Source organism: Mycolicibacterium setense (assembly GCF_000805385.1).
GTDB lineage: Bacteria > Actinomycetota > Actinomycetes > Mycobacteriales > Mycobacteriaceae > Mycobacterium > Mycobacterium setense.
The window spans coordinates 210513-235163 of record NZ_JTJW01000009.1; the positions used below are offsets into that span (position 1 = coordinate 210513).

The following is a 24651-nucleotide window of genomic DNA, read 5'->3' on the forward strand; positions in this document are numbered from 1 at the left end:
CTCGCATGTCGGCGCAACACGCGGCCCTTATCGGACACACAACTTAAAGGAGCGACGAACAGGTTCACGACCACGTAAGTTAATCCCGTCGGGAAAGGGGAGACCGGAGGAGTCGTGATGTCTACAAGTGTTCGTTCGTATCTGGTCGCGGGAGCCGCCGCAGCCACCGCCACCGCCATCGCCCTCGCCCCGGTACAGGCAGCCCCCGCCGACATCGCAGTCCCCGCACAACCGACTTCCACCCAGCCGCAACTGACGCAGGCCATGGTCGACCTGCTCGCCGCCGCCAGCCGCATGACGGCCGCGGTGGCGCCGAGGATCGCGAGCCAGACCGGTGACGCACCGGCATCGGGCGTTGCACCCGCGGCGGCGGCGACGGGCGACGTCGGTGTCCAGAATGCGGCGAGCGATTGGCTGGCCAACACCTACAACTTCGTCATGGATTGGGTCGACTGGGCTGTTTATTACGGCATTGACCTGGCCTACTGGGTCGGGCAATGGGTTCCGTTCGTCAGCCCCATCACTACCCAGGTCGACATCTTCTATACGACGCTGATCAGACCGATCGCGAATGCCTTCTTCCTGACCTTCCTCGTTCCAGTGGTCAATAATCCACTGAATCTCGGAGTCTGGGTCAACTCGGGCGCTGAGGCGATCGGGGAATCGATCCAAGCCGCCATCAACTTCGGTGTCGCCGAGTTCAACGAGTTCTTCGGCTGGATCTTCCCGCCTCTGCCGCCACCATTCCCCACCCTGGCCACCACCCAAACCCTGGCCGCCGCAGCACCGGGAGCCGTCTTCCCGAACCTGCGCGACCTGGTCGGCGATGTCGTGCTGCCGCCCGCGGACTTCGTCACCGATGCCGCGGTGAGCACCATCGACGGCGCTGCTGGCCTCGTCAACGGCGCGACCAACTTTGTGGTCGACGGGGCCGAGGACGCGTTCGACGCGCTGAACCTGCACTTCATCAGCAGGCAGATACAAATCAACCAAGACTTGATCAACGCGCTGTCCGCGCAGGGCGTCGGCCTGACCACGGATCTGATCCAGGTTCCGGACCGCTATCTGAACGACGTCCTGAAGGACGGCCAAGGCCTGTTGGAGGCGCTCGGCACCGAGGCTCGCTTTGTCGGCAACAGTTTCGCCGACCACGGCAGCAACGCTGTCAACGCGGTCGGCGACTACGTCAACGATCAGATCAACTACTTCACCCCCGGGCGTGCGGCGGTCACCACCAAGGAGGTGACGGACGTGCCGACGTCGGTGCGCGCGACACTTCAGGCGCCGGTTGATTCGGTGAAGGACGAGGCGCCTGCGCCGACGAGTACGGTCACCAACCGCGTCGCCAAGTCCCCGGCCGTGGCGAACACCAAGACCGACGTTTCGGAACGCGTTCAGGCGCGGGTCAAGGACACGGTCGGTGCGGCGAAGAAAACCGCAGACGAAACCCGCGAGGCGGTCAGGGCCGCCGTCAAGAACGCGACGCCGAAGCCCAAGGTCAAGAAGGAAAAGGCGGTGTCCGCCAAGGACTCTCAGCAGTCCAATTCTCAGCAGTCCAAGGATTCCGACGGCGCGGGCAAGTCGGACAAGGCAAAGACCTGAGTCAGCGGCGGTAACGCCGTCGCAGCATCGCCGCCGGTGGTAACGCACCGGCGGCGATGAATATCAACGAGCCGTAGGCCATCAGTCCGCTACCGGCGAAGATGACGTCTCCGCCAGGTCCGCCGAATGTCATCGCCACGACGGTCGCCAGCCACGTCCACAACGGCAGCGCCGCCATCCGCATGGAATCGGTCCAATGGATGGCCGCCCACACAAGCGCGGTGTTGAGCGCTCCGGCGAACAGCGCGCTCACCGGAAATGGAATCGAGCCGACATACGACGGCAGCAACAATGCGCCTACGACGGCGGAGATGATGCCGTCAACCGCGAGCAGTGCCAGGACGATGCGACCCAGCACGGGGTCCGAGGGCGTGCCCAGATCGGGCCTCAGGTGGGAATGCTGTCGAGCAGACCGACAAGCGAACCCACCACCCACTGGAAGTTGTCCGCACGGTCCTGCCAGTGCTGCAGGTTCGGATCCAGATCGGGGTCCATGAATGTCCCTTCGACGCCTCTGATTAACCGGAGCTTACCGCGTCCGGTTTTGGCTATTGCAGGTTCAGTCCGTGCAGCAGGTCGGTTTCCCATCCACGCTCGTCACGCTGGCCCGCCTGGCCCGAGACGAGGACGTAGTGCTCCTCGCCGATAAGTGGCAGTGCCAGGTTGTTGGACAGCGCGAATGCGCTGCCGTCGGGAGAAACGGTGACCTGGGTGGCGTGCGCGCGCATCGCGGCGATCTTGGCCGGCAGCTGCGGGGTGGCGTCGACGACGGCATCGATCTGGTCGTCGGTGTACCCGAACGGAACATCGCCGACGTCGATGCGGATCCAATCCTCGGGGATGTCCCGCAGGGCTTGGAAGCCGGCCCGCATCGCGGTGCTCGCCATGACCGTCCAATAGAACTTGGGGACGGCCCAAGCGCCGTCGGCCGCGGCCGTGACCGCCGCGGTGGTGACGCGGTGGGCCTGTTTGTGGTCGGGGTGCCCGTAGCCGCCGTCGGGGTCGTAGGTGACGACGACGTGTGGCCGCAGGGTCTCGATGATCTGCACCAGTTCGCCGACGGCCTCGCCGAAATCGGCGTCGATGAAGCGCTGTTGCTTGCGCGCAAGTGAACCCTCCATGCCGGAGTCGCGCCATCGGCCGGGGCCGCCCAGGAACTGTGGTTCGCCGATGCCCAGCGCGCGCAGCGCCTTGGTCAGCTCACTGATCCGGTACCCGCCGAGTTGGTCGGCGTGGTCGACGGCCAGTTGCGCGTAGCGGTCGCCGATGACCTCGCCTTCCTCGCCGAGGGTGCACGTCACCACGTGTACCTCTGCGCCGCGCGCGGCGTAGTGCGCGATGGTGGCACCGGTGGTGAGGGTTTCGTCGTCCGGATGGGCGTGGACAAACAGGAGACGGGGCGCTTCGTTCGGCATCGTGACCGACGATAGCCGCGCACCGTCAGCCGCGCTCGAAGACTCACGTCACCGGCTTTTCTCCACCGCACTGAGGAATCGGCGCGTGCCGCCTAGATTCACGGAGTGACCCGGCGGGAGCTTGAGTTCGGCTGCAGCATCGTCGTTGTCGGTGTGCTGGCGGGCTTGGCGGGGATGGCGACGACGGTTCTGCTGCATTTCGTCGAACACCTCACTTACGCCTATTCGTTCGGCTCGCTGCTCGATGGGGTCAGCGGTAGCAGCCCGGTGCGCCGCGCGGTGGGCCCGATGATCGGCGGGGCACTGGCCGGGTTCGGCTGGTGGATTCTGCGACGACACCATGAGATTCCCGGACTGGCGTCGACCATCGCCAATCATCGCCCCATTCCCCGGGTTTCACTCACGCTCGACGCGGCGCTGCAGGTGCTGGTGGTGGGGTCGGGAGCGTCTTTGGGCCGTGAGGGTGCGCCCCGTCAGATGGCCGCAGTGCTCGGCGACGCGGGCACCTCGCGATGGGCGCTGACTCCCGGCGACCGTCAGATCCTGCTTGCCTGCGCCGCAGGGGCCGGGCTGGCGGCGGTGTACAGCGTTCCGGTCGGCGGCGCCTTGTTCGCGATCCGCATCATGCTGCACACGTGGCATCCACGGGCCGTCGGCGCCGCATTGATCACCTCGGCGCTGGCGGTCGCGGTCGCGGCGCCCGTGACTCATGTTCGGGCTCCGCTCGTATGGCCAGACCGTTGCCTTCTGGTGAGCAAATGTGATTGTGCTCTGTTCCCACTAGGCAGCCTCGCCTTGCGGTGAGGCGCTTCCATTGCTGGATTGAGGTTTCTCAGCCACCAGCGCCGCCGAAGCGGTCGTCTTACGGTCGGCTCCACCACTGTCGAAGCAGGCACTCTGCTCCGCTCGCGCTAGGCGCGCGATGTTGATCGCGGCGTTGAGATCACGATCGATGCTCAGGCCACACTCGTTGTTGTCGCAGACAAAGGTACGTTCTGCCAGGGTCAGTTTGGCTTTCACCGAACCGCAGCCAGAACATGTCTTCGAGCTTGGATACCACCGGTCGGACCTGACGTGCGCTGACCCGTACCAGGTTGTTTTGTAGTCGAGCTGGCGGAAGAACTCACCCAAACCAGCATCTGCAATCGAACGATTCAACCCCCGCTTGCGGGAACCGCCGGCGGCCATCATGTTCTTCACCGCGAGGGTCTCTGTACCGATCACCTCGAAGCGCTGCGCGAGCAGGGTGGTCAGCTTGTGCAGCCGATCGCGACGCAGATTCGCCACCCGCACATGATGTTTCGCGATGGCCTGCTGCGTACGCAACCACCCAGTCGATGGCTGGCGTTGGGTATTGGCCACCGCGTCCCACGGGCCGTGCTGGCGGGCCGCCCTGCGCTGTAGCGCCCGCAGCTTCCGGGAGGCCTGCTTGAACTCTTTCGGGGCGCGGATGCGCATGACCTCTCGGCCGTCCGGGGTGGCCGCGACAACCAGGTCTTTCACACCGACATCGACACCGACTACCGGTAATAGGCGCTTCACGTGGGCGGGCCTGTGCGTTGCGCGTTCGACGACGCAGGTGAAGCTCACCAGCCAGCGCCCGCGTTCGAACCGCACGGTCGCCTTCAACACCCGCGCGGTGCCTTGTTCGAGTCGGCGGGCGAGTTTGCGGGTCGACTCGTGCACCCGCAATGTTCCCAATCGGGGCAGCGTCACGTGGTGGCGATCAGCCTCGATGCGGATCGTGCCGGTGGTGAACGCGAACTTTCTGGTCGAGCGTTTGGACTTGAACGACGGAAACCCCACACGAGGACCTTTACGTTTGCCCTTGCGGGAGTCGTCCCAGTTCTTCAGCGCCACCGACAGGTTCTTGACTGCGTTGGCGTACGCCTCTTTCGAATTCTCACCCCACCACGGCGTCCCGTCATCGCGTACCGCCACACGGTGTTTGCGGTTGTTGAAGTCGTTGCGCAACGACTGAAACGACCACGGCAGTGTCGGGGTGAGATCAGCCTTGGCGATCCCGTACGAGCGCTCGGCCTCGCGTTGGGACAGGTTAGCTTTCACCGCCCGCAGCATCGTGTTATAGGCGAACCTCGCACCGCCGGCGTGCGATTCCAGCACAGCAGCCTGCGTGGGGGTTGGATCCAGGGCGTACTGGTACGCCTGCAACACCCACCCGTCGGCAACCTCGAACTTCTCAGCCATCAGACCGCCTCAGACTGCTTGGCAGCGGTGACCGCCCGCATCGCCCGGTTGCGAGCGCCGCGCCGCCCGTAGAGACGCGCGCACATCGAGGTCAGCACCTCGATCATGTCCCGAACCAGATCGTCTTCGGTCTCCCCCTTGTCGGTCACCACGATGCGGCGGCCCTGCGCCGATAAAGCCGCTTCGAGATGCTCGACTCCGAAACGGGCCAACCGGTCACGGTGCTCCACAATCACCACACTCGCAGACGGGTCGGACAAAACCCGCCGGATCTTCGGCCGTTTCCCGTTCAGCCCGGACCCAACCTCGGTCACCACCTCGCCCACCACATGCCCGTTGGCGGTAGCCCACTGGGTTAGGCGCGCGACCTGCCGGTCCATGTCCGCACGCTGATCATGCGACGACACCCGCGCATAGACCACAACCCGACCGGCAGCCGATGTTTCGGCCACGTCAACCCAGATCGTCCCCGAGTCCAAGCGGCGAGCAGGCACCGGCATCCGGTCCTCCCGGAACCACCGATACGCAGTCTGCGGATGCACACCCTGCGTCCGCGCCCACTCGGCCAACTTCACGCACTCAGTAAAACACACATTCGATCACGTTTACTCACACATCCCCGAACAGTTCACGACCTCAGCCTGTCGTATTTCTGACCGGTTTCGCGCTGGTCCTGGCACCATTGACGCTGGCAGTGGGCATGGCTTTCAAACCGGATCATGACGCTTGCCCGGCCTGCGGCAGCGCTCACGTCGTGGCTGATCATCCCCGGCATAGCCGGGGCGGGCCTGCTCGTGGGCCTCGGTTCGATCTGGTGGCCGGAGCTCCCGGGCAATGGCAAGAGCATCCTCACCGTCAGTCTCGACAGTGGAATGACGCTCGGATCCGCCGCGGTGATCCTGCTCCTCAAGCCCGTGCTCACCGCGATCTTCCTGCGCGCCGGCGCGGTGGGCGGCATGCTCACACCCGCCCTCGCCACCGGCGCCGCACTCGGTTCCCTCATCGCCCTTTCGATCAACACCCTGGACCTTCACCCCGTCAACGTCGCCGCGGTCTCGCTCACATGTGCGGCCGGAGTGCTCGCCGTTACGCAGCGCGCGCCGATCTGGGCCGCGCTGTTCGTGTGGGAGCTCGCGCGGCCGCCGCTGTGGGTACTACTGCCGTTCCTGGCCGCTGCGCTGGCCGCGCACGGGCTGCAATCGGTTGCCGAGCGGCGCAACAACGTAATGGTCGACTAACTAGACCAGGCAAACTCTCGCAACGAGATCCGTAGTTTTTGAAACTGACCGAGCCTGCCACTTAGTTGCCAACGCAAGCACAGCGCGAATACCGAGACCGATGGTCCCATTAGTGTCGTGGACCGCATCCGACACTCATCTGTTTTACAGATCACACTGCGATGTCCACTGTGTGTGCGCTAACTCGCGGGCTCGCATCGCGGCAGCATTACCGCTGGGCAACCAGATTGCACCCACCCTCGCAGACTTCGCTGGCAATCAATTGACGTCTACTGCCATATATTTGCCACAGCAGACCTACCATCTGAGCAGTTATCGCTACGTCCGGTATCGCAAGCCTGGGGCGCGACCACGGGAAATAGGCACTACCAGCAATATCGCAGATACTGTGAGTTCATTTGCGGAGCCCACTGTGGATCTCAGCGAGCTGAAAAATAGTTAAGAAAATTTGCAGACAACCGAACTTACTATGGGGTAACTTCTGCGCCGACCTTAGTTACGCTCCCGTAAGGAGATTCAATGCAACTCGCTGCTCGGTCCTACCTGGCTGCGGGGGTGGCACTTGTAGGTGCCAGCGCCATCGCAGTCAGCCCCATGGCTCCGTCCGTTCCAGAGGTGCATGTACCTGTCGCCCTTACGGCTGCAGTGGACGATCCGCTGACCGTGTTCGCGCCGGTGGTCACCACCACGCAAACGTTGATCAGCAACATCATCGAACGCCAGACCACCAATCCGGCCCCGATCCCGCGCCAACTCCTCGACAACGCGGTCGGCGGCTACCAGGCGTTCATGAGTACGCCGCCGGCTTGGCAGATCGCACAGGTTCTCGCCGGCGGAGTCATCGCGGCCCAGAATTTCGGCCCCAATCTTGCCGCGCTGGGTGAAACCACTTCTGCGGCGGGCACCGCGATCAGTGAAGCTCTCGGTGATTTGGCCGCCGGTCTACCCGCCGGACTGCAGGCCGCGGCTGCAAAGATCGCAGCCGGTGACGCCGGCGGCGCCCTGGACGGCCTGGTGCTGGACGGGATGCAACCCATCATCAATATCTTGATATATGCGGTGTCACCCGAGATCCAGGCCATCGGGCATGTACTCAACATTCCGCAGCCGCTCATCGACGCGACGTCCGAGGCCGCACTCGGAGTTGTCATCGGACTGGCCGCCGCAACTATCGGCGTCGGCGTGGACCTGGACGGACAGCCGCGAGCTGTGCTCAAGCAGGCGATCGTCGGAGCTCAGGATGTGGCGAATGCCGTCGCCACTGGTGATCCGGTCAAGGTGATCAATGCCGTCCAACACGGCATCGCCGACTTCGCCACGAGCGTGGTCTTCCAAACCGATGCGACGATCTCCATGGGCAACTACATCGAGGACTCCTTTGTGAACGCCCTCAAGCAGATCAAGCCCAAGCCGTTCACTCCCCCCGACATCACGATCCCCACCGCCAAGGCCCTGACAGCCCCGGCACCCGTGGCGATCGAGGTGTCGACGCTGCAGGCGGAAAAGCCGGTCTCGGCGCCAGTTACCGACGCGGACAACGCTTCCGATGGTGCGGCCGCACCGACGGCCGACACCTCAGCCGCTGCGGGCGACACCGATGCAACTGCGACCGACATCGACGGCACCACCAAGCCCGCCACCAAGCTCTCGACCAAGGCATCACCGAAGGCCGCCAAGGGACAGTCAAAGGCCGGCTCCGCCAACGCCGTCCGCACCCAGGTCAAGTCGGCTGTCAAGAAGCTGACCGACGGTCTCAAGAAGGACAAGACCGCCAGCCAGAAGGGCACGGACAAGAGCGCCTCGAACGACTCCGCCAAGAGCGGCGACAAGTAACCCGCAGCACCAACGGCGAGCCCCTCCATCAGACCGATGGAGGGGCCTCCCATTCCACCCCAATCGCCCAGCGCGCGGCAGATCGACGCGGCCGGCGGCAGACGGGCGACCCTCGTCGACGCAAACCCCTCAGTTATCCGCAGTTGACCTAGCACCAACGGCCGTAAGGAGATCCAATGCAACTCGCTTCTCAGTCGTACCTGACCGCGGGCGTGGCACTCGTGGGCGCCGGCGCCATCGCGCTCAGCCCACTGGCCCCGCCTGCTCCGGACATTCACGTTCCCGCGATTGACGCCTCGTCCGCGGCGGTGAACCTCACGGCGGCGGCCAATCCCTTGCAGCTGTGGGCCGATGTCATCGGAGGGGCCTTCGAGAACATCGGCGGCATCGGCGAACAGTTGGCAGCGGATCCCGCTCCGATCGTGCGACAGATCATCGCCAACCAGCTGCACAGCGCGAATGTCCTTGGCACAGCGACACAGGGACTCGTCGAGGGCATGTCCGCCGCGCTCGATCCCGAGAACTTCATGAGCTTTCAGGCGGCTGTCAAGAGTGCCATCGATCTGATTGCTGCCGGGGATCTGCAGAACGGATTCGCCGCCCTGGCCACAAGTCCACTCATGCTCGGGCTGCCACTGCTCAGCTTCGTGGGCAACAAGTGGGTGCCCGGTGCCTGGTCCGTGATCGCTCAGCCGTTCAAGAACCTCGCGAACCTGGTAGAGCAGCTGCCCGAAGGCGCACCAGCACTGCTGTTGAACGGAGTCCTGTCACCGCTGACGGCCACCGCCGCCGCCAACGGATACGTGCTCGAGAACCTGGCCGCCGCCGCGACCGCTGGCGACGCGGCCGAATTCGTCACCACGTTGGTGAACTCTCCGGCCACGATCACCGGTGCATTGCTCAACGGATTCGAGATCGACAATGGCGATGGCATGCCGCCGACGTTCATGGCCGGCATTCTGACCGCCGAGCACGGCTTCATCAGTGGCGGAACCATTTCGACGGTGCTGAACACGCTCTCCCAGATCGCCGACTCGCTGGCCACCCCCGGCGTCGACCGTGACAACCCGTTCGGCAGCCTGCCGGCCCTCGCTGCCTCCTCGGAGACGGTGTCGGCGAGTTCGGCACTCGCTCCTGCAGCCAAGACGCTGACGCTCGATGTCGCACCGGCCAAGGCGATCAGCGCGACATCTGCTGCCGCGCAATCTGTTTCGACAGCGGAAGCGCCTACGGTCGCGGAGCCCACCGTGGCGCCCGACACCACACCTGGCACTGGCGCCGACGAGGCTTCGGCTGTCAGCGACGCCGCCACCCCGGCTGTCACCAAGGTCGCGACGAAGGCGTCCCCCAAGGCCGCCAAGGGTCAGGACAGCGCCACCTCCGCCAAGGCCGTTCGGACCCAGGTCAAGTCGGCCGTCAAGAAGCTAACCGACGGCCTGAAGAAGGACAGGACCGGCAGCCAGAAGGGCGCCGAGAAGAAGGCGGAATCAACCAGCGAGTCCGGCGAGGGCGCCGACAGCAAGTAACTCTGCGCATTACCCCGGCAAGCCCCCTCCATCCCCTCGATGGAGGGGGCTTCGCCTTCTGAGGGAGTTCTCAGCTGCTGCTCAGATACCCACCCGGATTGCCGCCGCAATTCGCGCGTTGAGCCAAAATGGCAAAGCTGGACAGTTGATTGCCATTCCTACCGTGCAGCAAACTGGCGATCCGCGCCTCACCTCTGACCGTTCGACTCCGGCGGCTGCATTTCCGACGCTCGGCGCGGGTCGTACCGCACGACATGAGAACCTGCTTGGGCGCTAAATTCTGACTTGGCGAGAAGGGACCGTTTGGCATGGATTTCCCCGCTCGACTGCGGGTACAGCGAACCCCGGTGATTCCGTAGTCTTTTGTTTGCGATCGGCAGCAGTGTTCAATGTCGGATCTTCGTAAAGACGCCCTAACCAGCGGCTCTAACAGCTAGTTTCCCTGGCTTACGATCCGATTAGCCGCGAATCCGGCGTTGAATCCAACTTTTCAAAAACTCAAATTTGTAAAGTTACTCTCAGGTAGCTTCAGCCTCGTCGGGGATCGGATTGATCTGGAGGAGAAGCCATGCACGTCGCAGCCCATCCCTATTTCACCGCTGGTGTCGCCTTCCTCGGAGCGGGCGCCATCGCGATAAGCCCGGTCGCGCCACCGATGCCGGACATCACCGTTCCAGCCGTTTCATCGGCTGCGGTGAATCTGTCGGCAGCAACCGATCCGATCCAGGCATATGTGGATCTGTTCACGAACACCTTCACCAATGTGTCGACCGTGATCGGTGAAGAGTTGGGCGACCCCGCACCCATCCTGCGGCAGATCATTGCCAACCAGATTTCCACTGCCGAGTCGCTGGGCGCCGCCCTCCAGGATTCCGCCGTGTCACTCGGCAACTCACTGGACCCGTCCAATCCCTACAGCATCCCGTCCTTGCTGCAGTTGGCGATCTCCGACCTGCTGAGCGGTGACATCAATGGTGCGGTGGCCAATGCCTGGAGCGCATTCCTCACCCCGGTGGTGGGAGCCGGCCTGCCATTGCTGGAGCCGATCACCGCTGCGATCAGGCAGCCGATACAGAACCTGCTCAATGTCGTGGACACCCAACTCGCGGTGGTGATGCCGCTGCTCGGAACGCTCAATGTCGTTTACCGCACCATCACGGTGGCGGGAAACGTCGGTCAGGAGATCGTTGACTCCGCCACGGCGGGCGATCCGCTCGGCGTCGTCAACGCGATGCTCGGCAGTCCAGCCGTCATCGCGGATGCGTTCCTCAACGGCGACGAGCTCGGCGGCGGCGTCTTCGGCCCCAACCTGGGACTGCTGGGCACGCTGCGGCAGGCCCGCGAGATGATCGCCGCGGCGATCACTCCCCCGGTCACCGAGGAATCACGTGCAGCCACAGACGCGACGCTGACGCCCGCGGCGAAACTCGTGACGCTCGACGTCGCGCCCAAGGCGGCAGCTGCGCCGGCCCCGGCCGTCGCGCCGATTCAGCAGGCACCGGCCGAAACCGCACCTGCTGCAGAGGATTCCGCAGCGGCCGACACCTCAGCCGGTGCGACCACGGTGGTGAAGGACAGCGTCAAGGCAGAACCCGGCAAGACCCTGTCGACCAAGCGGTCCACTTCGGCCAAACAGGTACGTGAAGGACTCAAGGGAACCGTCAAGAACGTCACGGACGGAATCAAGAAGGCCGCCGACGGACTCGGCGGCAAGAGCACCACAGCAGGCAAGCACGCCAAGTCCGGCGCAGACTCGTCATCCTCAGGTTCGAGCAGCGCAGCCTGATACGCACCACTTCAGTGGGCCTCCTCCGACGAGGGGGCCCACTGTCTGTCTTCAGCGGATCTTGGTCCAGCTGCCCGCGTCGCCGACGATGCCGACGGGCACGGCACCGGTGAGGCTGACGCTCTGCACACTCGGTCCGGCCGCGACGATCGTGGTGTCCTGCAGGATCGGAAGCACCGTCGACATGTTCCACAGCCGGGGCTCGACGGCCTGGATCACCTCGGCGATGTTCTGCGAACCATCCAGTGCGCCATCAATTCTCGCTTGAATGCTGTGGTCACAGATCCCGGTGATATTGCTGGGCGCCTGGACCAGAGCACCGGAATCCGGAGCCGGAATCGCCTGGGTGGTGGTCTGAGTAGTCGACGGCGCGGGGGGTGCAGGGCTTGTCGTCGGCTTCGGCGACGGTGAGGGCGCGACGCCGGGAACGGTCGTCGAGACGGCGGTTGCCTCCAATGCGCGGCAGCCGTAGCGCGAGGCCAGGCTGGTCGCCAGGTCTCCCCCGGCCTGATGCCAGCCGACGATGGCGTCGACGCGATTGTTGGTCAACGCGTCTCCGTAGAGCGCGACCGGATCCAGCGCCAGCACGGAAGCGTCGATGCCGACATTGCGCAATTGATCGGCCGCGGTGTTGGCCACGGCGACCGAGGTCGGATCGTTGGACGCCACACCGAGCACCAACGACAACGCGGCGCCGTCCTTGGTGATGCGTTGTCTGCCGTTGTCCGGCGCCGGCGGCGCGCCGGGAGCGGGCGGCGTCTCCACCGGTTCGATCTGATAACCCGACGCGCGCAACAGATCCAGTGCGGCTTCCCGCGACATTGCCGGGGGCGCTGTCGGTACGTAGCCGGGATCGGAAGGAGAGCGCACCTGAGCCTGCGCCAACGTCACGGTGTTGTCATCACCCGCGCCCACCGACGCGAGTAGGTCGACATCGATCAGACCGAGGATCGCCTTGCGCACCTGGGCTTCTGCCAACGTGGGCTGCCCGCCACGCAGCGTCAATTGCATCACGCGCGGAGTGACGATCCTGGCGGTGCGGACATCCGGGATCGCGCTCAGCTGCGCGAAAGTGGCTGCGCCACCGTGCACCTGGGCAACCTGGGTGTCACCGTTGCGGATCGAGTCGGCAAGCGCGGCCGGCGCGCCACCTCGGCGGAACAACACCAGATCGGGCTTGGCGGGCACACTCCAGTACCGGTCGTTGCGAGCCAGAAGGATCTCGTCACGTTGCGGGTCGATGCTTTCCACCCGGAACTGCCCGCCGGTGACCGGCATCGCGCGGGCCAGGCCGGCACTGAAACCACCCGGGATGTCCTTGACGATGTGGGCCGGGAGGATGTCGTTGAACAGCTCCCGCCACGCCGGATAGGGCTGGGAGAAGGTCACCACCGCCTGCTTGCCGCCCTCGACCGATTGCACACCGGTGATCAGGTCATAGCCTGCCGGGTCGACAACGCCTGGCTGGCTGACCATTTGGCGCCACAGGTACCAGTAGTCGTCGGCCGCGATGGGCGCGTTGTCGGTCCACTGGGCTTCGGGCCGGATCTTGTAGGTGACCGTGAACGGATTCTGGTTGGTCACCTCGGCCGATTCGAGCAGGGTCGGATCGAGCTCCCAGTGCGAACCCGTCGGCGACTTCGGGTCGGGCACCGGCCGGAACGAACTCGGCAGCACCATCGAGGCGACCGCCGCGTTCACCGGGGACTGGTCCGACAGCAGGTGCGGGTTGAACCCGGGGCCGATCGAATCGATCGCCACGATGATCTGCGTCGCCTTCATCGGAGGTGGCGGCGTCGTCTCGGTGGTCTCGGTGCTCTGCGGGGCCGGCGGCGGGCTGACCGTACAGGCGCTGAACAGAAGCGCCGGCACCGAAACGAGCGCCCCGATCGTCAAGCGGGCGCGGCTGAGGGGTGTCGGCACGCTAATCAGGGTATCGAGCGCCCCGGGCTGACACCGCCGCGCACCGCCCCTGCGGAGCGAACGGCCCGACAGCTACCGCTCACACGATGTTGGATCTAATCGTCCAAACTGCAAAGACGGCGCGAAATGCCAGCTGCAGCGCCACCATCAGGCAGTAACCCAGCCGGTGCAGAGCAAATCTCAAACAATTGACGCTCGCGCAGTCTTATTTGCATCCATTTCAGGTGATTCTCAGATACCGTCGGGCCGTCGGCCGGAGTGACCGACGTCACATTCGATCCAAGGAGACATCGTTGCTACATGCACTGCGGCCCTACGTCACGGCCGGCATCGCGATCGCAGGGGCCGGTCGGCAAGATCGGTGCAGACGTCAAAAAGGCACTGGCCAAACCTGACAAGCAGGCTTCGAAGGGACCCGACGCAGACGAGGGTCAGGTGACGACGACTGACCCTTGCCAACACCGCAAAGCGATAGGCAATTGCCCCGCCCAAACGGGACGGGGCAATTGTCAGATCGAGCAGATCAATAATTCGAACATCGCAAAGAATCCGAATGTTTTTTTATGGCGTCCCTTGTACTTTCACGCCCGTCAGCCATCCCGGGCGGACGACCGTAACACAAGGAGAACGCAGTGCAACTCGCCCTACGACCATATGCCGCTATCGGCGTAGCGGTGGCCGCGGCCAGCGTCATCGCCGCCACCCCGGCAATCGCTCCCCCAACCCAAATCCAAACTCACGCGGTGCAAATGGCCGCGCTGGATGACCCGATCGAAGTCTTCACTCCGGTGTTCGACCAGGCCAACGCTCTCGTCCAACTCATGATCGCGAACGAGACCGCCACTCCTGCGCCGCTTCTCAACGCGATCATCGTCCGGGCCGGCGCAGACGGAAAAACCCTCGGCGAGATCGGCAACGGCCTGGCCGCGGCAGCGTCATCGGTAGCGACCAATCTGCCGCCAGCCCTTGGGACTGCTTTGGAACGCTACGCGGCCGGCGATCTCGTCGGCGGGTACGACGCCGTCGTACCGGCGTTCATCGGGCCGTTCCTCGGACTCTTCAACCAGGTGGTGAAACTGCAGAACATGCTCACCGCCGACGCCGGAGTCATGCAGGCGCTGGTCCGTCCACTCGTGTATCAGGTGGCCTGGGCCTTCGTGACGACGCCGGCACTATCGTTCGCGAGCTTTGCGCGCACCTCGCTCGGGGCGATCCAGGCTGTCGGGACGGCGATCGCCAGCGGCAACCCCGAGGCCACTGCCAACGCCGTTCAGCACGGCATTGCGGACATCGCCTCGGTAGCGGTAACCACCGCCAAGAGCGTCTACACGTCGATCCAGGCCGCGCGCACTCGACTCGCTGCGCCGTTCACTGCAGGCCTGCCGACGACCACAACGACAACGACGGCCGCTGAAATCACCGCAACGCCGGCGCTGGCCGCCGCGCCTGAAGCCGAGCTGCCTGTCGCCACGACCAAAGTGGCGGCAACGAAAACAGAGGAATCTCCCTCTGCACCAAAGGAAGAGACATCTCCTGTGGCCGTCAGCAAGGCAGCGCCGACTGCCAGGGTCCCGCGCGCCACCGCGCGCACCGCGGTCACCAACAGCGTGCGCGAATCGGCCAAGAACCTCAGCGCCGGAGTCAAGAAAGCCGCCCAGGGCCTGAGCGGTAAGAAGGCCAAGACCGCGACTTCCGATTCAGAGAGCGCCGCAGGGTAACCCGCAAACCCAGTAGGCCTCCTCTATCCGACTGAGAGGGGGCCTACTGCTTTTCAGCTGCACTGAGACTGCGGTGAGGGCGTTGCGCACTCGCACTTTTGCGCCCTCGACGCAGAGTCAGCGTCAGAGTCAGCGGAGAACGAAACTATCCCCGCGCCTTGGCCCGGGCCTTCGCCCGCGCCCGCAGCGATGCCGTGAGCTCCACCTTGCGTACGCGGACGACCTCGGGGGTCACCTCGACGCACTCGTCCTCCGCGCAGAACTCCATGGCCTGCTCGAGACCCAATTCCAAAGGCCGTGCCAGCGTCTCCATGACGTCGGCCGTCGACGACCGCATGTTGGTCAGCTTCTTCTCGCGGGTGACGTTGACGTCGAGATCCTCGGCGCGCGGATTGATGCCCACGACCTGGCCCTCGTAGGTGTCCTCACCCGGCTCGACGAAGAACTGTCCGCGGTCGGCCAGTTGGATCATCGCGAACGGGGTGATCGAGCCGGACCGGTCCGACACCAGCGAACCGGTGTGGCGGGCCCGGATCTCGCCGGCCCACGGTCGGTAACCGTCGAACACGGCGTTGGCGATGCCGGTCCCGCGCGTCAGCGTCAGGAAGTCGGTCCGGAAGCCGATCAGCCCGCGGCTGGGCACGATGAAGTCCATCCGCACCCACCCGGCGGCGTGGTTGGTCATCTCTTCCATACGGCCCTTGCGGGCGGCCATCAGCTGGGTGATGGCGCCGACGAATTCTTCGGGGCAGTCGATGGTCATCGCCTCGAACGGCTCGTGCAACTTGCCGTCGATGTTCCGGGTGACCACCTGCGGCTTGCCGACGGTCAGCTCAAAGCCCTCGCGGCGCATCTGCTCGACCAGCACCGCCAGCGCCAGCTCGCCTCGGCCCTGTACCTCCCAGGCGTCGGGACGACCGATGTCGACGACCTTGATCGACACATTGCCGACCAGCTCCGCATCGAGGCGGTTCTTCACCATCCGAGCGGTGAGCTTGTGGCCGGAGACCTTGCCGGCCAGCGGCGAGGTGTTCGTCCCGACGGTGACCGAGATCGCCGGCTCGTCGACGGTGATGCGGGGCAGCGCGTGGGCGTGATCGGTATCGGCCAGGGTGTCGCCGATCATGATCTCCGGCATGCCCGCGACGGCCACGATGTCGCCGGCGACGGCCTCGCCGGTGGGCGTGCGTTCCACACCCTCGGTGACCAGCAGCTCGGTGATCTTGGCGTTGGTGATGACGGGATGGCCGTCGACCTCCCGCATCCAGGCGACCTGCTGACCCTTGCGGATCCGGCCCTTGTAGATGCGGATCAGCGCGAGACGACCCAGGAAGGCCGAGGCGTCGAGGTTGGTCACGAGCGCCTGCAGCGGAGCGTCCGGATCACCCTGCGGCGGCGGAATGTGCTCGAGCAGCACGTCGAAGAGCGGGTCGAGATTCTCGCCGTCGGGGTTCTCGCCGTTGGCGGGCTGCGTCGTGGACGCGATGCCTGCGCGTCCCGACGCGTACAGCGTGGGCAGGTCCAGCGCCTTCTCAGCGGCGGCCTGGGCCTCGTCGTCCAGATCAGAGGCCACGTCGAGCAGCAGGTCGTGGCTTTCCTCGACCACCTCGGCGATGCGCGCGTCGGGCCGGTCGGTCTTGTTGACCACCAGGAGAACGGGCAGGTGCGCGGCCAGCGCCTTGCGCAACACGAACCGGGTCTGAGGGAGCGGCCCTTCCGAGGCGTCCACCAGCAGAACCACGCCGTCAACCATGGACAGGCCACGCTCGACCTCGCCACCGAAATCGGCGTGACCAGGGGTGTCGATGACGTTGATCACCGTCATGGTGCCGTCCGGGTGGTGCCGGTGCACCGCGGTGTTCTTGGCCAGGATGGTGATGCCCTTTTCTTTCTCAAGGTCACCGGAGTCCATCAGGCGCTCCACCGCGTCGTCGCCGCGGTGCGTCAAGGCACCCGACTGTCGCAGCATCGCGTCGACTAGGGTCGTCTTGCCGTGGTCGACGTGGGCGACGATGGCGACATTGCGAAAGCTCGGGCGTGAATCCACCTCGACATTCTCGCAGGCACGCCGGTCGATCACGAAAACGAGAGAGCCCCGTCACGTTGAAGTCCGCAAAGATCGCCGGCCTGAAGCCCAAGAAAAAGTGCTGTAAGAGCAAGCCCCGCTGCAAACGCTGCCCGCTGGTGCTGCACAAAGTGCGCAAGGCCGAACACAGTGGATTGCGCGGTAAAGAACTGGACAAGGTCTTCAAACGGGCCAGGAAAACCTGACACTTCGCGAGTACCGTTTCAGGTATCCGTCACGTGCGATAGGCGTGCTTGGAGGTGCCAGGATGACGGTTTACGAAGCGCTCACGGTCGCTTTGATCATGGTGCTGGCGGCGGGGACCACGGTGGCGATCTATGTGGGCATGGCCAACTGGATCGGCGCCTGCTACATGGTCCGCTGCAGCGAGTGCCACCACCTCACCTTCGCCTCGGCCAACCAGCCGCAGACGTCCTGCGCGCACTGCCGCCACCCGATGCTGTTGCACCCGCTGTACGCGACGCAGCACCCGGGCCACGCCGTGCGGGTCGTCAACGACCGGTTGCGGTACTGACGCCCGGTCGGGGTCACAGCGCGGACGGAACCTTGGTGACGTTCACGACGTAGGTGGCATTCGTGCCGGGAGTGACGATCGTGTGGGTTTGCTCCCCGCCGTCGGACCAGCTGACGAACACCAACTGCCCGTCGTCGACGGTCTGCGGTGACGAGATTCCGAGGACACGCTCCACACCCACCACGGACGTCTCGGTGTAGGAGCCGGTGTAGGGCTTACCGTCGATCGTGAAGACCGCCTCGGGGTCGCTCGCGGTGAACGTCTGCGTGACGGTGTTGGGATGGACATTGGCCGACGAGGTCGTGGACAGGCCACTGCTGTCGGTGACGGTCAGGCGGAACTCGTACCAGGTGTCCGCGGAGTTGTGCGGGTCGGTGGGAACGGTGATGCTGCCCGTCTTTCCGACGACGTTGCTGGTGACCGGGTGGATGTGGTCGGCGTGGTGGAACACCACGGTCCAGTTGTAGGCGCTGTCAGGGAGCGTCTCGTCCTGATCCAAGGCCGCGCCACTGAACGAAATCGTATCGCCGGCATTGTATTTCGTGTTGTCGAGCGGCGTGCCCTGCGGTGTCGTGATCGTGAGATCGTGCGGCGCCGTACTTCCGACGGTCACCGATTGCGTGGCCTGGCCGGTCTTCTCGCCATCGCTCACGGTCAACGTCACGTTGTACGTGCCGTTGGTGTCGTAGGTCTTGGTCGGGTTGGCCTGCGTCGAGGTCGTGCCGTCGCCGAAATCCCAGTTGTAGGTCAGCGTGGTGTCCGGATCGGGATCGACCGAACCCTCCGATGAGAAGTTCACGACCAGAGGCGAATACCCGTTGGTCGGTGTCGCCGTCACGACAGCCGTGGGCGCCCGGTTGCCGCCCGAAAGCCCGATCATCGACAGCTCGCCGGGGTAGATGTTCAGTTGATAGATGTTGCCGTCCGGCCCTTGGATGAGCCGTACCGGTGTTCCCGCCTGGCCGTCGAAGACCTGCTCGCTGACGTAGCTGTCATAGTCCTCGTCGAGGGTCAGCACCTTGACCCAGCCGAGGGTGTAGTCGGCGATGAAGACCTTGCCCCGGTACTCCTCGGGCAAGGTGTCACCGGTGTACACCAGGACTGAGGTGATCGAGGCGGTTCCGGCCGGGGTGTTGTGGTCGTAGGAGTAGATCGGGTTGACATAGCCGCAGCCGACGCACACGCCTTCCGCGCCGGGCCAACCGTAGTTGGCGCCCTTCGTCACGACATTGAGTTCTTCCCACGCGGTGTCGCCGACATCGGCCACGAGAATCTGGCCGTTGGGGGCGACGTCGAACCGGAACGGGTTGCGAAGCCCGTAGGCCCAGATCTCCTGGCGGGCACCGGGTGTGTCGTAGAAGGGATTGTCCGTCGGGATCGTTCCGTCCGCCTGGATCCGCAGGATCTTGCCATGGATGTTGGTCAGATCCTGCGCGTTGGTGCTGACCGAGTTGTCGCCCTTGGCCCAGTAGATGTAGTCGGGACTGTCGCCGGGGTTGTCCTCGTAGTAGATCTCCCCGCCGTGATGGATCGGGCCGGCCGTCTGATCCGACGCGATCAGCACCTGCTCAGAGTCCAGGATGGTGGCCGAATCACCGGAAAGCGTGAAGCGCGACAGCACATCGACGTCGTCGCCGTTGGTGTAAGACACGTAGACGTAATGGTTTTCGGCGAAGTTCGGATCGACCTCGATGCCGCCGATCCCGCTCTCGAAGTCTGTCTTCGTCGGCAGTTCCACCACCGTGGTCGTCCCCTGGCCCTCCCGGTACAGCTTGATCGCCCCGCCCTTTTCGGCGATCAGGATGCCGCCGTCGTCCGGGTTCTCCGGATCGTCGGGCAGGAACCGGAAATCCACCGGTTCAGTCAGGCCCGAGACGATGACCGTGCGCTCCAGGTCCTCTGGCAGTCCCGGTGTGGGTTCGTCGCAGGACTGGCTCACCTGCTGAAGCGTCAGGGCACCCCAGGCCGTCACGGCCTCGGTGACCTCGGGAATCCGTAGGGCCGAGGCGATCTGATCGGTCTGTCGGCGCACCCAACCGAGCACGGCCCACAACGCCGGCGAATCCGGCGATTCCCCGGGCGCGGGCGCCGCGAGAATCGGAAGGATGTATTGGTTGATCAGGCCACCGATCTGCTGGGCGATGGGAGCCACGGTGCTGAAGACGTCGCAAAAGCAGCCCCACGCCTTCTTGACCGGCTCGGGTGAGTCCGGGCCGGGAAGAGGCAGCGGTGGGATGGTGATCGTGGACCGTTCCGGCGCCGTCTCGAGCGTCGCAACATCGGCGTCCACCGCCCCGAGTGATGCCACCTTGTCGCCGATGTCGGCCCGTATCGAATGAAGCAAGCGGTTGCGCGTCAGCGGTGAATCCGACTGTCCGATGGGCCGATGCGAGGACTCTGTCGGGTCTGTCTCACTGGTGACGGGCTGTTCGAGCGGCGTCGGCTGCTCCGGCACGATCGGTGTCGGCTGCTCCGGCACGACCTCGACCACGTCGTCCGGCGCCGGCTGCTCGGGCACTATCTCGACAACCTCTTCCAGCGCCGGCTGCTCCGGCTCGAGCTCGACGACGTCCGGTGCGTCCTCGACATCGCCGGCAGCCGCCCTGCGTGCCCCGCCTGAACTCCGGACCACCACGCCGCCGTCGAGGACGACCACAGATTCCTTCGACTTCGGCGATTGTGCGGTGCGCCTTTCCTTTACGGCCTGCTCAGGCTTGCCGGTGGAGGCATCAGTGGGCGCCGCCGACGTGGACGGACCCGGATCGGTCACGTCGGGTTGCGTGTTCACTTCCGACGGGCTCGACTGCGTACCGCCGCCTGAGGAGGTCGAACCCGAGTCCGATGACTCAGCAGAGGTGGTCTCGTCGGCGGACGCCACTGGGGGCAACGAGACCATGGCGGCCCCGATCCCAAGTGTGATGGCCAAAGCACCAACACGGACAACATGTTTGAGTGCCGGATGTTTGAGTGCTTGCCCCGCCCACACCCGTTCCACTGACGCCATGGCCCACCCCCGGGACGCACCTCGTGATCGCACCGCCATCGGCGCGTCATCATTATTGCGCTTGCGTCATTTTCGCGCAGTGAAACGTTGCGATCAGGCATCGGTCTTGCCGCCGGTGTCGTCTCGACCAGCCGAATCCGGCATGCCCGGCGAATGATTCCTCGGCCGGCCGCATTGAATTTATCTGGCTCTCAACGCATCACACGTCTGCGACAGCGAGCGCTACCCCTCGTCGCTGCCCGTGTAGTGCGGCATCGCATGGTCCCGGAGCTCACGCCCGGTGACCTTCTCGGCCCGTATCCGCACGAAGTGATCGCGTCGCCCTTCGGCCCACGGCTGTACGAAGGTTCCGGCAACCTCCACCTGCTCGTCCACGTCGATGATCGGCTCGGCATGCCCGACGATTGTCACGCTCCAGCCCGTCCGTAGATCAGGATCGAGCTCATCGGCCTGGAACGCCACCACCTGATGGCCGATGGCGGCGGTCAGCTTGGCCCCGCCGGCCACCCGGATCACCACATCGTCGCGCCACACCCGGAAGTTGACCGGCTGCACAGCGGGCAACGCATCCTCGGTGAACACCAATCGGCCGACACGCACCCGCTCCAACAGATCCAGGCACTGCCTGCGGGTGAGAACGCCGAGCTCTTGTCCCTTCATAGGTCGATCCTCCCCCTTTCTGCGACCCCCGGGCAGGGCCAAAGGTCCCTGATTCGTACTACCAGCCCCGCCGGTGCGGCCGCGATCCAACCAGCTCAGACTTCTCGGCGACATCGCGACTGCGATACACGACGTACGGCCGGAACAGGTAGCCGATCGGGGCACTGAACACATGCACCAGCCGGGTGAACGGCCACAGGCAGAACAACACCAGCGCGATCATCACGTGGATGTGGAAGTACATCGGCGCCTGGACCATCAGATCGCCACGGGGCTGGAAGATCCATATCGAACGGAACCACGGCGACACGGTTTCGCGGTAGTCGTGCTCGGCGCCCTCGGGAGTAGCTCCGATCGCCGTGCAGGCAAAGCCCGCCACCATCGCGGCCACCAACACCACATACATGGTCTTGTCGTTGACCGTGGTGGCCATGAAGACCGGACCCGTGACCCGGCGGCGGTAGATCAGCAGTGCGATACCGACCAGGGCAGCGATGCCGGCGATCCCGCCGAGGATCACCGCCTGCAGGTGGTACACGTGGTCGCTCATCACCAGGTTCATCCACGACTCCGGGATGAACAGGCCGATGACATGTCCGATGAACACCACGAGCATCCCGAAGTGGAACATCGGGCTCGCGATACGCAACAATCGCGACTCGTAGAGCTGCGACGAGCGGGTGGTCCAGCCGAACTTGTCGTAGCGGTATCGCCACCAGGTACCGACGCCCACCATCGCCAGCGTCACGTACGGCACCACATCCCAGAAAATCTCCCAACCCGACATCAGAGCACCTCCTGTACCCGGCGGGGTGGAACGGTCAGCTGAAACGGCTGCAGTCCAACGGATTCAGCGGGTGGACCGGCCATCATCAATCGCGACACAGCGTCCACCGAAGCCAATGGCGGCAGGGTGGCGTTGACCGCTGCGACGGCAGGTGCGTACGGCGACCTCCGCTCGGCCAACGCGCCGGCCACCACACCGATCGGGACCCGGTACTTGTCGAGCAGCCGCCGCCCCGCCACCGGGTCGACTGTCGCGGCGAATTCGAGCACGACCGGAAGGTGATCGGGTGCTTCGCCTTTCGGGATCTCGACACCTGCAGCCCGGTAGGTCTGGGTGAATTCGACCATGTCCGCTCCGCGGTTGCGGGTGTCCCCCGACGTCCAGTAGGTCAGCAGCATGGTGCACCGCTTCTGCAGGTCGAAGGTCTCGACATACTCCTGCTGTAGCTCCATGGCGGGTCGAAGGCTCACCCCGACAACGGTTTCGCCGAGCAGCGCCCTGGGCTCGCCGGTGACGTGGTCCAGCAGACGCGCCGCGGTCTGCAGCCGGTCGGCATGGTGGTCGTCCGGGTAGGCGAGCATCAGCGAAGCGGCCTGCCACACCAGGCGGTGCTGCATCGTTTGGTCGCGGGAGCGACGAATAATGCCGCTGTCGCGGGAACCACGTCTGCGCATGCTCATCGATCCCCCGGGAACATTCCCGACGGCACTCCCCTGCCGTCCCAGTTGAGCAGGTTGACCCGCGATGGACGATCGGCATTGGCTGCCATGCCGCCGCTGGTCTGCCGGTGTTGCAGCGCGTGGAACGTCTCCACCGCCACCGGCACCGGCCCGCCGCTGGCCTCGCCGAACGGACCTGACTCGTACATTCCGGGCCCACCTTCGAAGGACAGCGAGCAACCGGGCTCCTCCGCCCCGGGTATCCCCGCCGAGCTGTAGGCGGTCGGAATGACGTAGCGCTCCTCGTATTTCGCGAGTGCCAACAGCCGGTACATCTCGTAGGTCTGCTCCTCGGTCATGCCGACCGCGGCCGGGATATGCGGCTGCGTCTGCCGGCCCAGGTTGATGTCGCGCATGTAGGACCGCATCGCCGCCAGCCGGCGGAGCACGCCTTCGACGACGGCGGTGTCGCCCGCCGTGAACAAACCGGCGAGGTATTCGATCGGGATACGCAACGCCTCCAGGGCCCCGAACAGATTGCCGACGTCCTCGCCGTCATGCCCGTCGCGGCTGACTGCGTCGACCACCGGCGACAGCGGCGGGATGTACCACACCATCGGCACCGTCCGGAACTCCGGATGCAGCGGCAGCGCAACGCCATAGGTGTGGATGAGCTTGTAGACCGGCGAGCGTTGGGCGGCCTCGATCCATTCGTCGGAGATGCCCTCGGCCCGGGCACCGGCGATCACCTCGGGGTCGGTCGGGTCGAGCAGGATCTGCCGCTGTGCCTCGTAGAGGTCTTTCTCATCCGGAACCGACGCCACCTCGAGCACTCGGTCGACATCGTAGAGCACCAGGCCGAGGTAGCGCAGCCGGCCCACGCAGGTTTCCGAACACACCGTGGGCAGCCCGACCTCGAGGCGCGGATAGCACAGCGTGCACTTCTCGGCCTTGCCGGTCTTGTGGTTGAAATACACCTTCTTGTAAGGGCATCCGGACACACACATGCGCCAGCCACGGCAGCGGTCCTGGTCGACCAGCACGATGCCGTCCTCGGAGCGCTTGTACATCGCCCCGGACGGGCAGGACGCGACACATGACGGGTTCAGGCAGTGCTCACAGATCCGGGGCAGGTAGAACATGAAGGTCTGCTCGAGTTCGAGCTTGATCTTCTCGCTGACCTGCTTGAGGATCGGATCCCCCGGAACGATCTCCGGAGAGCCGGCCAGGTCGTCGTCCCAGTTCGCCGACCATGACACCTTCATCGGCTTGCCTGTGATCAGGCTGCGGGGCGGTGCTGTCGGGAAGTGCTCGCCGAGCGGTGCCGACGTCAGGTTCTCGTAGTCGTAGGTCCACGGCTCGTAGTAGTCGTCGATCGACGGCAGCTTCGGGTTGGCGAAGATCCTGGCCAGCTTGGCCAGCCGGCCGCCGTCGCGCAGCCGCAGCCGGCCGCGGCGGTCCAACTTCCAACCGCCACGCCACTTCTCCTGATCCTCGTAGGTACGTGGATAGCCCTGCCCCGGGCGGGTTTCGACGTTGTTGAACCAGACGTATTCGGTGCCGGCCCGGTTAGTCCACGCCTGTTTGCAGGTGACCGAGCAGGTCTGACACCCGATGCATTTGTCGAGGTTCATCACCATCGCCATCTGGGCCATGACCTTCATTTGGACCTCGCTTCGCAAGCTTCGCGTG

The 24651-nt window shown here is 64.9% G+C and carries 17 protein-coding genes and 2 pseudogenes; 8 read left to right on the forward strand and 11 right to left on the reverse strand.

Translation table 11 applies throughout. The annotated features are described in order from the left end of the window. Positions 1-117 precede the first annotated feature (117 nt). Complete coding sequence (locus tag QQ25_RS29820; RefSeq protein ID WP_052236016.1) at positions 118-1602, forward strand: hypothetical protein; 1485 nt, start codon at positions 118-120, stop codon at positions 1600-1602. Position 1603: 1 nt separating this feature from the next. On the opposite strand, the gene QQ25_RS23635 is transcribed toward QQ25_RS29820, so the two are convergent. Together QQ25_RS23635 and mshB are read right to left on the reverse strand one after the other, a co-directional pair. Continuing rightward, positions 1604-1960: a hypothetical protein gene (locus QQ25_RS23635; protein WP_101906492.1), complete on the reverse strand. Its 357-nt coding sequence runs from the start codon at positions 1958-1960 to the stop codon at positions 1604-1606. Between the two features lie 190 nt (positions 1961-2150). Then, complete coding sequence (gene mshB, locus QQ25_RS23640) at positions 2151-3017, reverse strand: N-acetyl-1-D-myo-inositol-2-amino-2-deoxy-alpha-D-glucopyranoside deacetylase (RefSeq protein WP_039381397.1); 867 nt, start codon at positions 3015-3017, stop codon at positions 2151-2153. Positions 3018-3122: 105 nt separating this feature from the next. Here mshB and QQ25_RS23645 point away from each other — a divergent pair. Further along, positions 3123-3755: pseudogene (locus QQ25_RS23645) on the forward strand (chloride channel protein); the annotation flags it as partial. Between the two features lie 42 nt (positions 3756-3797). Here the strand turns inward: QQ25_RS23645 and tnpB are convergent. Further along, positions 3798-5225: an IS607 family element RNA-guided endonuclease TnpB gene (gene tnpB, locus QQ25_RS23650; RefSeq protein WP_039381399.1), complete on the reverse strand. Its 1428-nt coding sequence runs from the start codon at positions 5223-5225 to the stop codon at positions 3798-3800. Next, positions 5225-5800 (reverse strand): IS607 family transposase, encoded by a 576-nt coding sequence (locus QQ25_RS23655; protein WP_039381401.1) that lies wholly within the window; start codon positions 5798-5800, stop codon positions 5225-5227. The genes tnpB and QQ25_RS23655 overlap by 1 nt, the downstream gene beginning before the upstream one ends. A gap of 32 nt (positions 5801-5832) precedes the next feature. Between QQ25_RS23655 and QQ25_RS23660 the strand changes: the two are divergent. From QQ25_RS23660 to QQ25_RS23675, 4 genes and pseudogenes are all read left to right on the forward strand, one after another. After that, positions 5833-6463: pseudogene (locus QQ25_RS23660) on the forward strand (chloride channel protein); the annotation flags it as partial. Between the two features lie 519 nt (positions 6464-6982). Continuing rightward, on the forward strand, positions 6983-8296 hold the full coding sequence (locus QQ25_RS23665; protein ID WP_131546209.1) for a hypothetical protein: 1314 nt from the start codon (positions 6983-6985) through the stop codon (positions 8294-8296). 176 nt (positions 8297-8472) lie between these two features. Next, complete coding sequence (locus QQ25_RS23670) at positions 8473-9822, forward strand: hypothetical protein (protein WP_039381404.1); 1350 nt, start codon at positions 8473-8475, stop codon at positions 9820-9822. 568 nt (positions 9823-10390) lie between these two features. After that, positions 10391-11608 (forward strand): hypothetical protein, encoded by a 1218-nt coding sequence (locus QQ25_RS23675; protein WP_039381405.1) that lies wholly within the window; start codon positions 10391-10393, stop codon positions 11606-11608. A gap of 51 nt (positions 11609-11659) precedes the next feature. On the opposite strand, the gene QQ25_RS23680 is transcribed toward QQ25_RS23675, so the two are convergent. Beyond that, positions 11660-13537 carry an ABC transporter family substrate-binding protein gene (locus QQ25_RS23680; protein WP_101906491.1) on the reverse strand — a complete coding sequence of 626 codons (1878 nt, stop codon included), beginning with the start codon at positions 13535-13537 and terminating at the stop codon, positions 11660-11662. 626 nt (positions 13538-14163) lie between these two features. On the opposite strand from QQ25_RS23680, the gene QQ25_RS23685 reads away from it, so the two are divergent. Beyond that, positions 14164-15249, forward strand: coding sequence for a hypothetical protein (locus QQ25_RS23685; RefSeq protein ID WP_131546210.1), 1086 nt, complete (start codon positions 14164-14166; stop codon positions 15247-15249). 145 nt (positions 15250-15394) lie between these two features. Here the strand turns inward: QQ25_RS23685 and typA are convergent, their stop codons facing one another. After that, a complete protein-coding gene (typA, locus tag QQ25_RS23690; protein WP_039381717.1) occupies positions 15395-17296 on the reverse strand; it encodes a translational GTPase TypA in 1902 nt (633 codons plus the stop codon). A gap of 286 nt (positions 17297-17582) precedes the next feature. Here typA and QQ25_RS23695 point away from each other — a divergent pair, with 286 nt between their 5' ends. Continuing rightward, the gene (locus QQ25_RS23695; RefSeq protein WP_039323748.1) at positions 17583-17849 is read left to right on the forward strand and encodes a hypothetical protein; all 267 of its coding nucleotides are present in this window, start codon (positions 17583-17585) and stop codon (positions 17847-17849) included. A gap of 13 nt (positions 17850-17862) precedes the next feature. Here QQ25_RS23695 and QQ25_RS23700 read toward each other — a convergent pair whose 3' ends face one another. The 5 genes from QQ25_RS23700 to narH all read right to left on the reverse strand — a co-directional run bounded on the left by QQ25_RS23700 (position 17863) and on the right by narH (position 24623). Beyond that, positions 17863-20619: a PQQ-dependent sugar dehydrogenase gene (locus QQ25_RS23700; protein ID WP_234711967.1), complete on the reverse strand. Its 2757-nt coding sequence runs from the start codon at positions 20617-20619 to the stop codon at positions 17863-17865. Positions 20620-21075: 456 nt separating this feature from the next. Continuing rightward, the gene (locus QQ25_RS23705) at positions 21076-21513 is read right to left on the reverse strand and encodes a pyridoxamine 5'-phosphate oxidase family protein (RefSeq protein WP_039381410.1); all 438 of its coding nucleotides are present in this window, start codon (positions 21511-21513) and stop codon (positions 21076-21078) included. Positions 21514-21571: 58 nt separating this feature from the next. After that, a complete protein-coding gene (gene narI / locus QQ25_RS23710; RefSeq protein WP_039323752.1) occupies positions 21572-22300 on the reverse strand; it encodes a respiratory nitrate reductase subunit gamma in 729 nt (242 codons plus the stop codon). Continuing rightward, complete coding sequence (gene narJ / locus QQ25_RS23715) at positions 22300-22974, reverse strand: nitrate reductase molybdenum cofactor assembly chaperone (protein ID WP_052236018.1); 675 nt, start codon at positions 22972-22974, stop codon at positions 22300-22302. The genes narI and narJ overlap by 1 nt, the downstream gene beginning before the upstream one ends. 2 nt (positions 22975-22976) lie before the next feature. Continuing rightward, a complete protein-coding gene (gene narH, locus QQ25_RS23720) occupies positions 22977-24623 on the reverse strand; it encodes a nitrate reductase subunit beta (protein WP_039381411.1) in 1647 nt (548 codons plus the stop codon). Positions 24624-24651 lie beyond the last annotated feature (28 nt).

Excerpts from the sequence above, each read along its gene's own strand:
- QQ25_RS29820 (WP_052236016.1), top strand. The coding sequence starts at position 118 with ATGTCTACAAGTGTTCGTTCGTATCTGGTCGCGGGAGCCGCCGCAGCC.
- mshB (WP_039381397.1), bottom strand. The coding sequence starts at position 3,017 with ATGCCGAACGAAGCGCCCCGTCTCCTGTTTGTCCACGCCCATCCGGAC.
- tnpB (WP_039381399.1), bottom strand. The coding sequence starts at position 5,225 with ATGGCTGAGAAGTTCGAGGTTGCCGACGGGTGGGTGTTGCAGGCGTAC.
- QQ25_RS23665 (WP_131546209.1), top strand. The coding sequence starts at position 6,983 with ATGCAACTCGCTGCTCGGTCCTACCTGGCTGCGGGGGTGGCACTTGTA.
- QQ25_RS23670 (WP_039381404.1), top strand. The coding sequence starts at position 8,473 with ATGCAACTCGCTTCTCAGTCGTACCTGACCGCGGGCGTGGCACTCGTG.
- QQ25_RS23675 (WP_039381405.1), top strand. The coding sequence starts at position 10,391 with ATGCACGTCGCAGCCCATCCCTATTTCACCGCTGGTGTCGCCTTCCTC.
- QQ25_RS23695 (WP_039323748.1), top strand. The coding sequence starts at position 17,583 with ATGACGGTTTACGAAGCGCTCACGGTCGCTTTGATCATGGTGCTGGCG.
- QQ25_RS23705 (WP_039381410.1), bottom strand. The coding sequence starts at position 21,513 with ATGAAGGGACAAGAGCTCGGCGTTCTCACCCGCAGGCAGTGCCTGGAT.
- narI (WP_039323752.1), bottom strand. The coding sequence starts at position 22,300 with ATGTCGGGTTGGGAGATTTTCTGGGATGTGGTGCCGTACGTGACGCTG.
- narJ (WP_052236018.1), bottom strand. The coding sequence starts at position 22,974 with ATGCGCAGACGTGGTTCCCGCGACAGCGGCATTATTCGTCGCTCCCGC.
- narH (WP_039381411.1), bottom strand. The coding sequence starts at position 24,623 with ATGAAGGTCATGGCCCAGATGGCGATGGTGATGAACCTCGACAAATGC.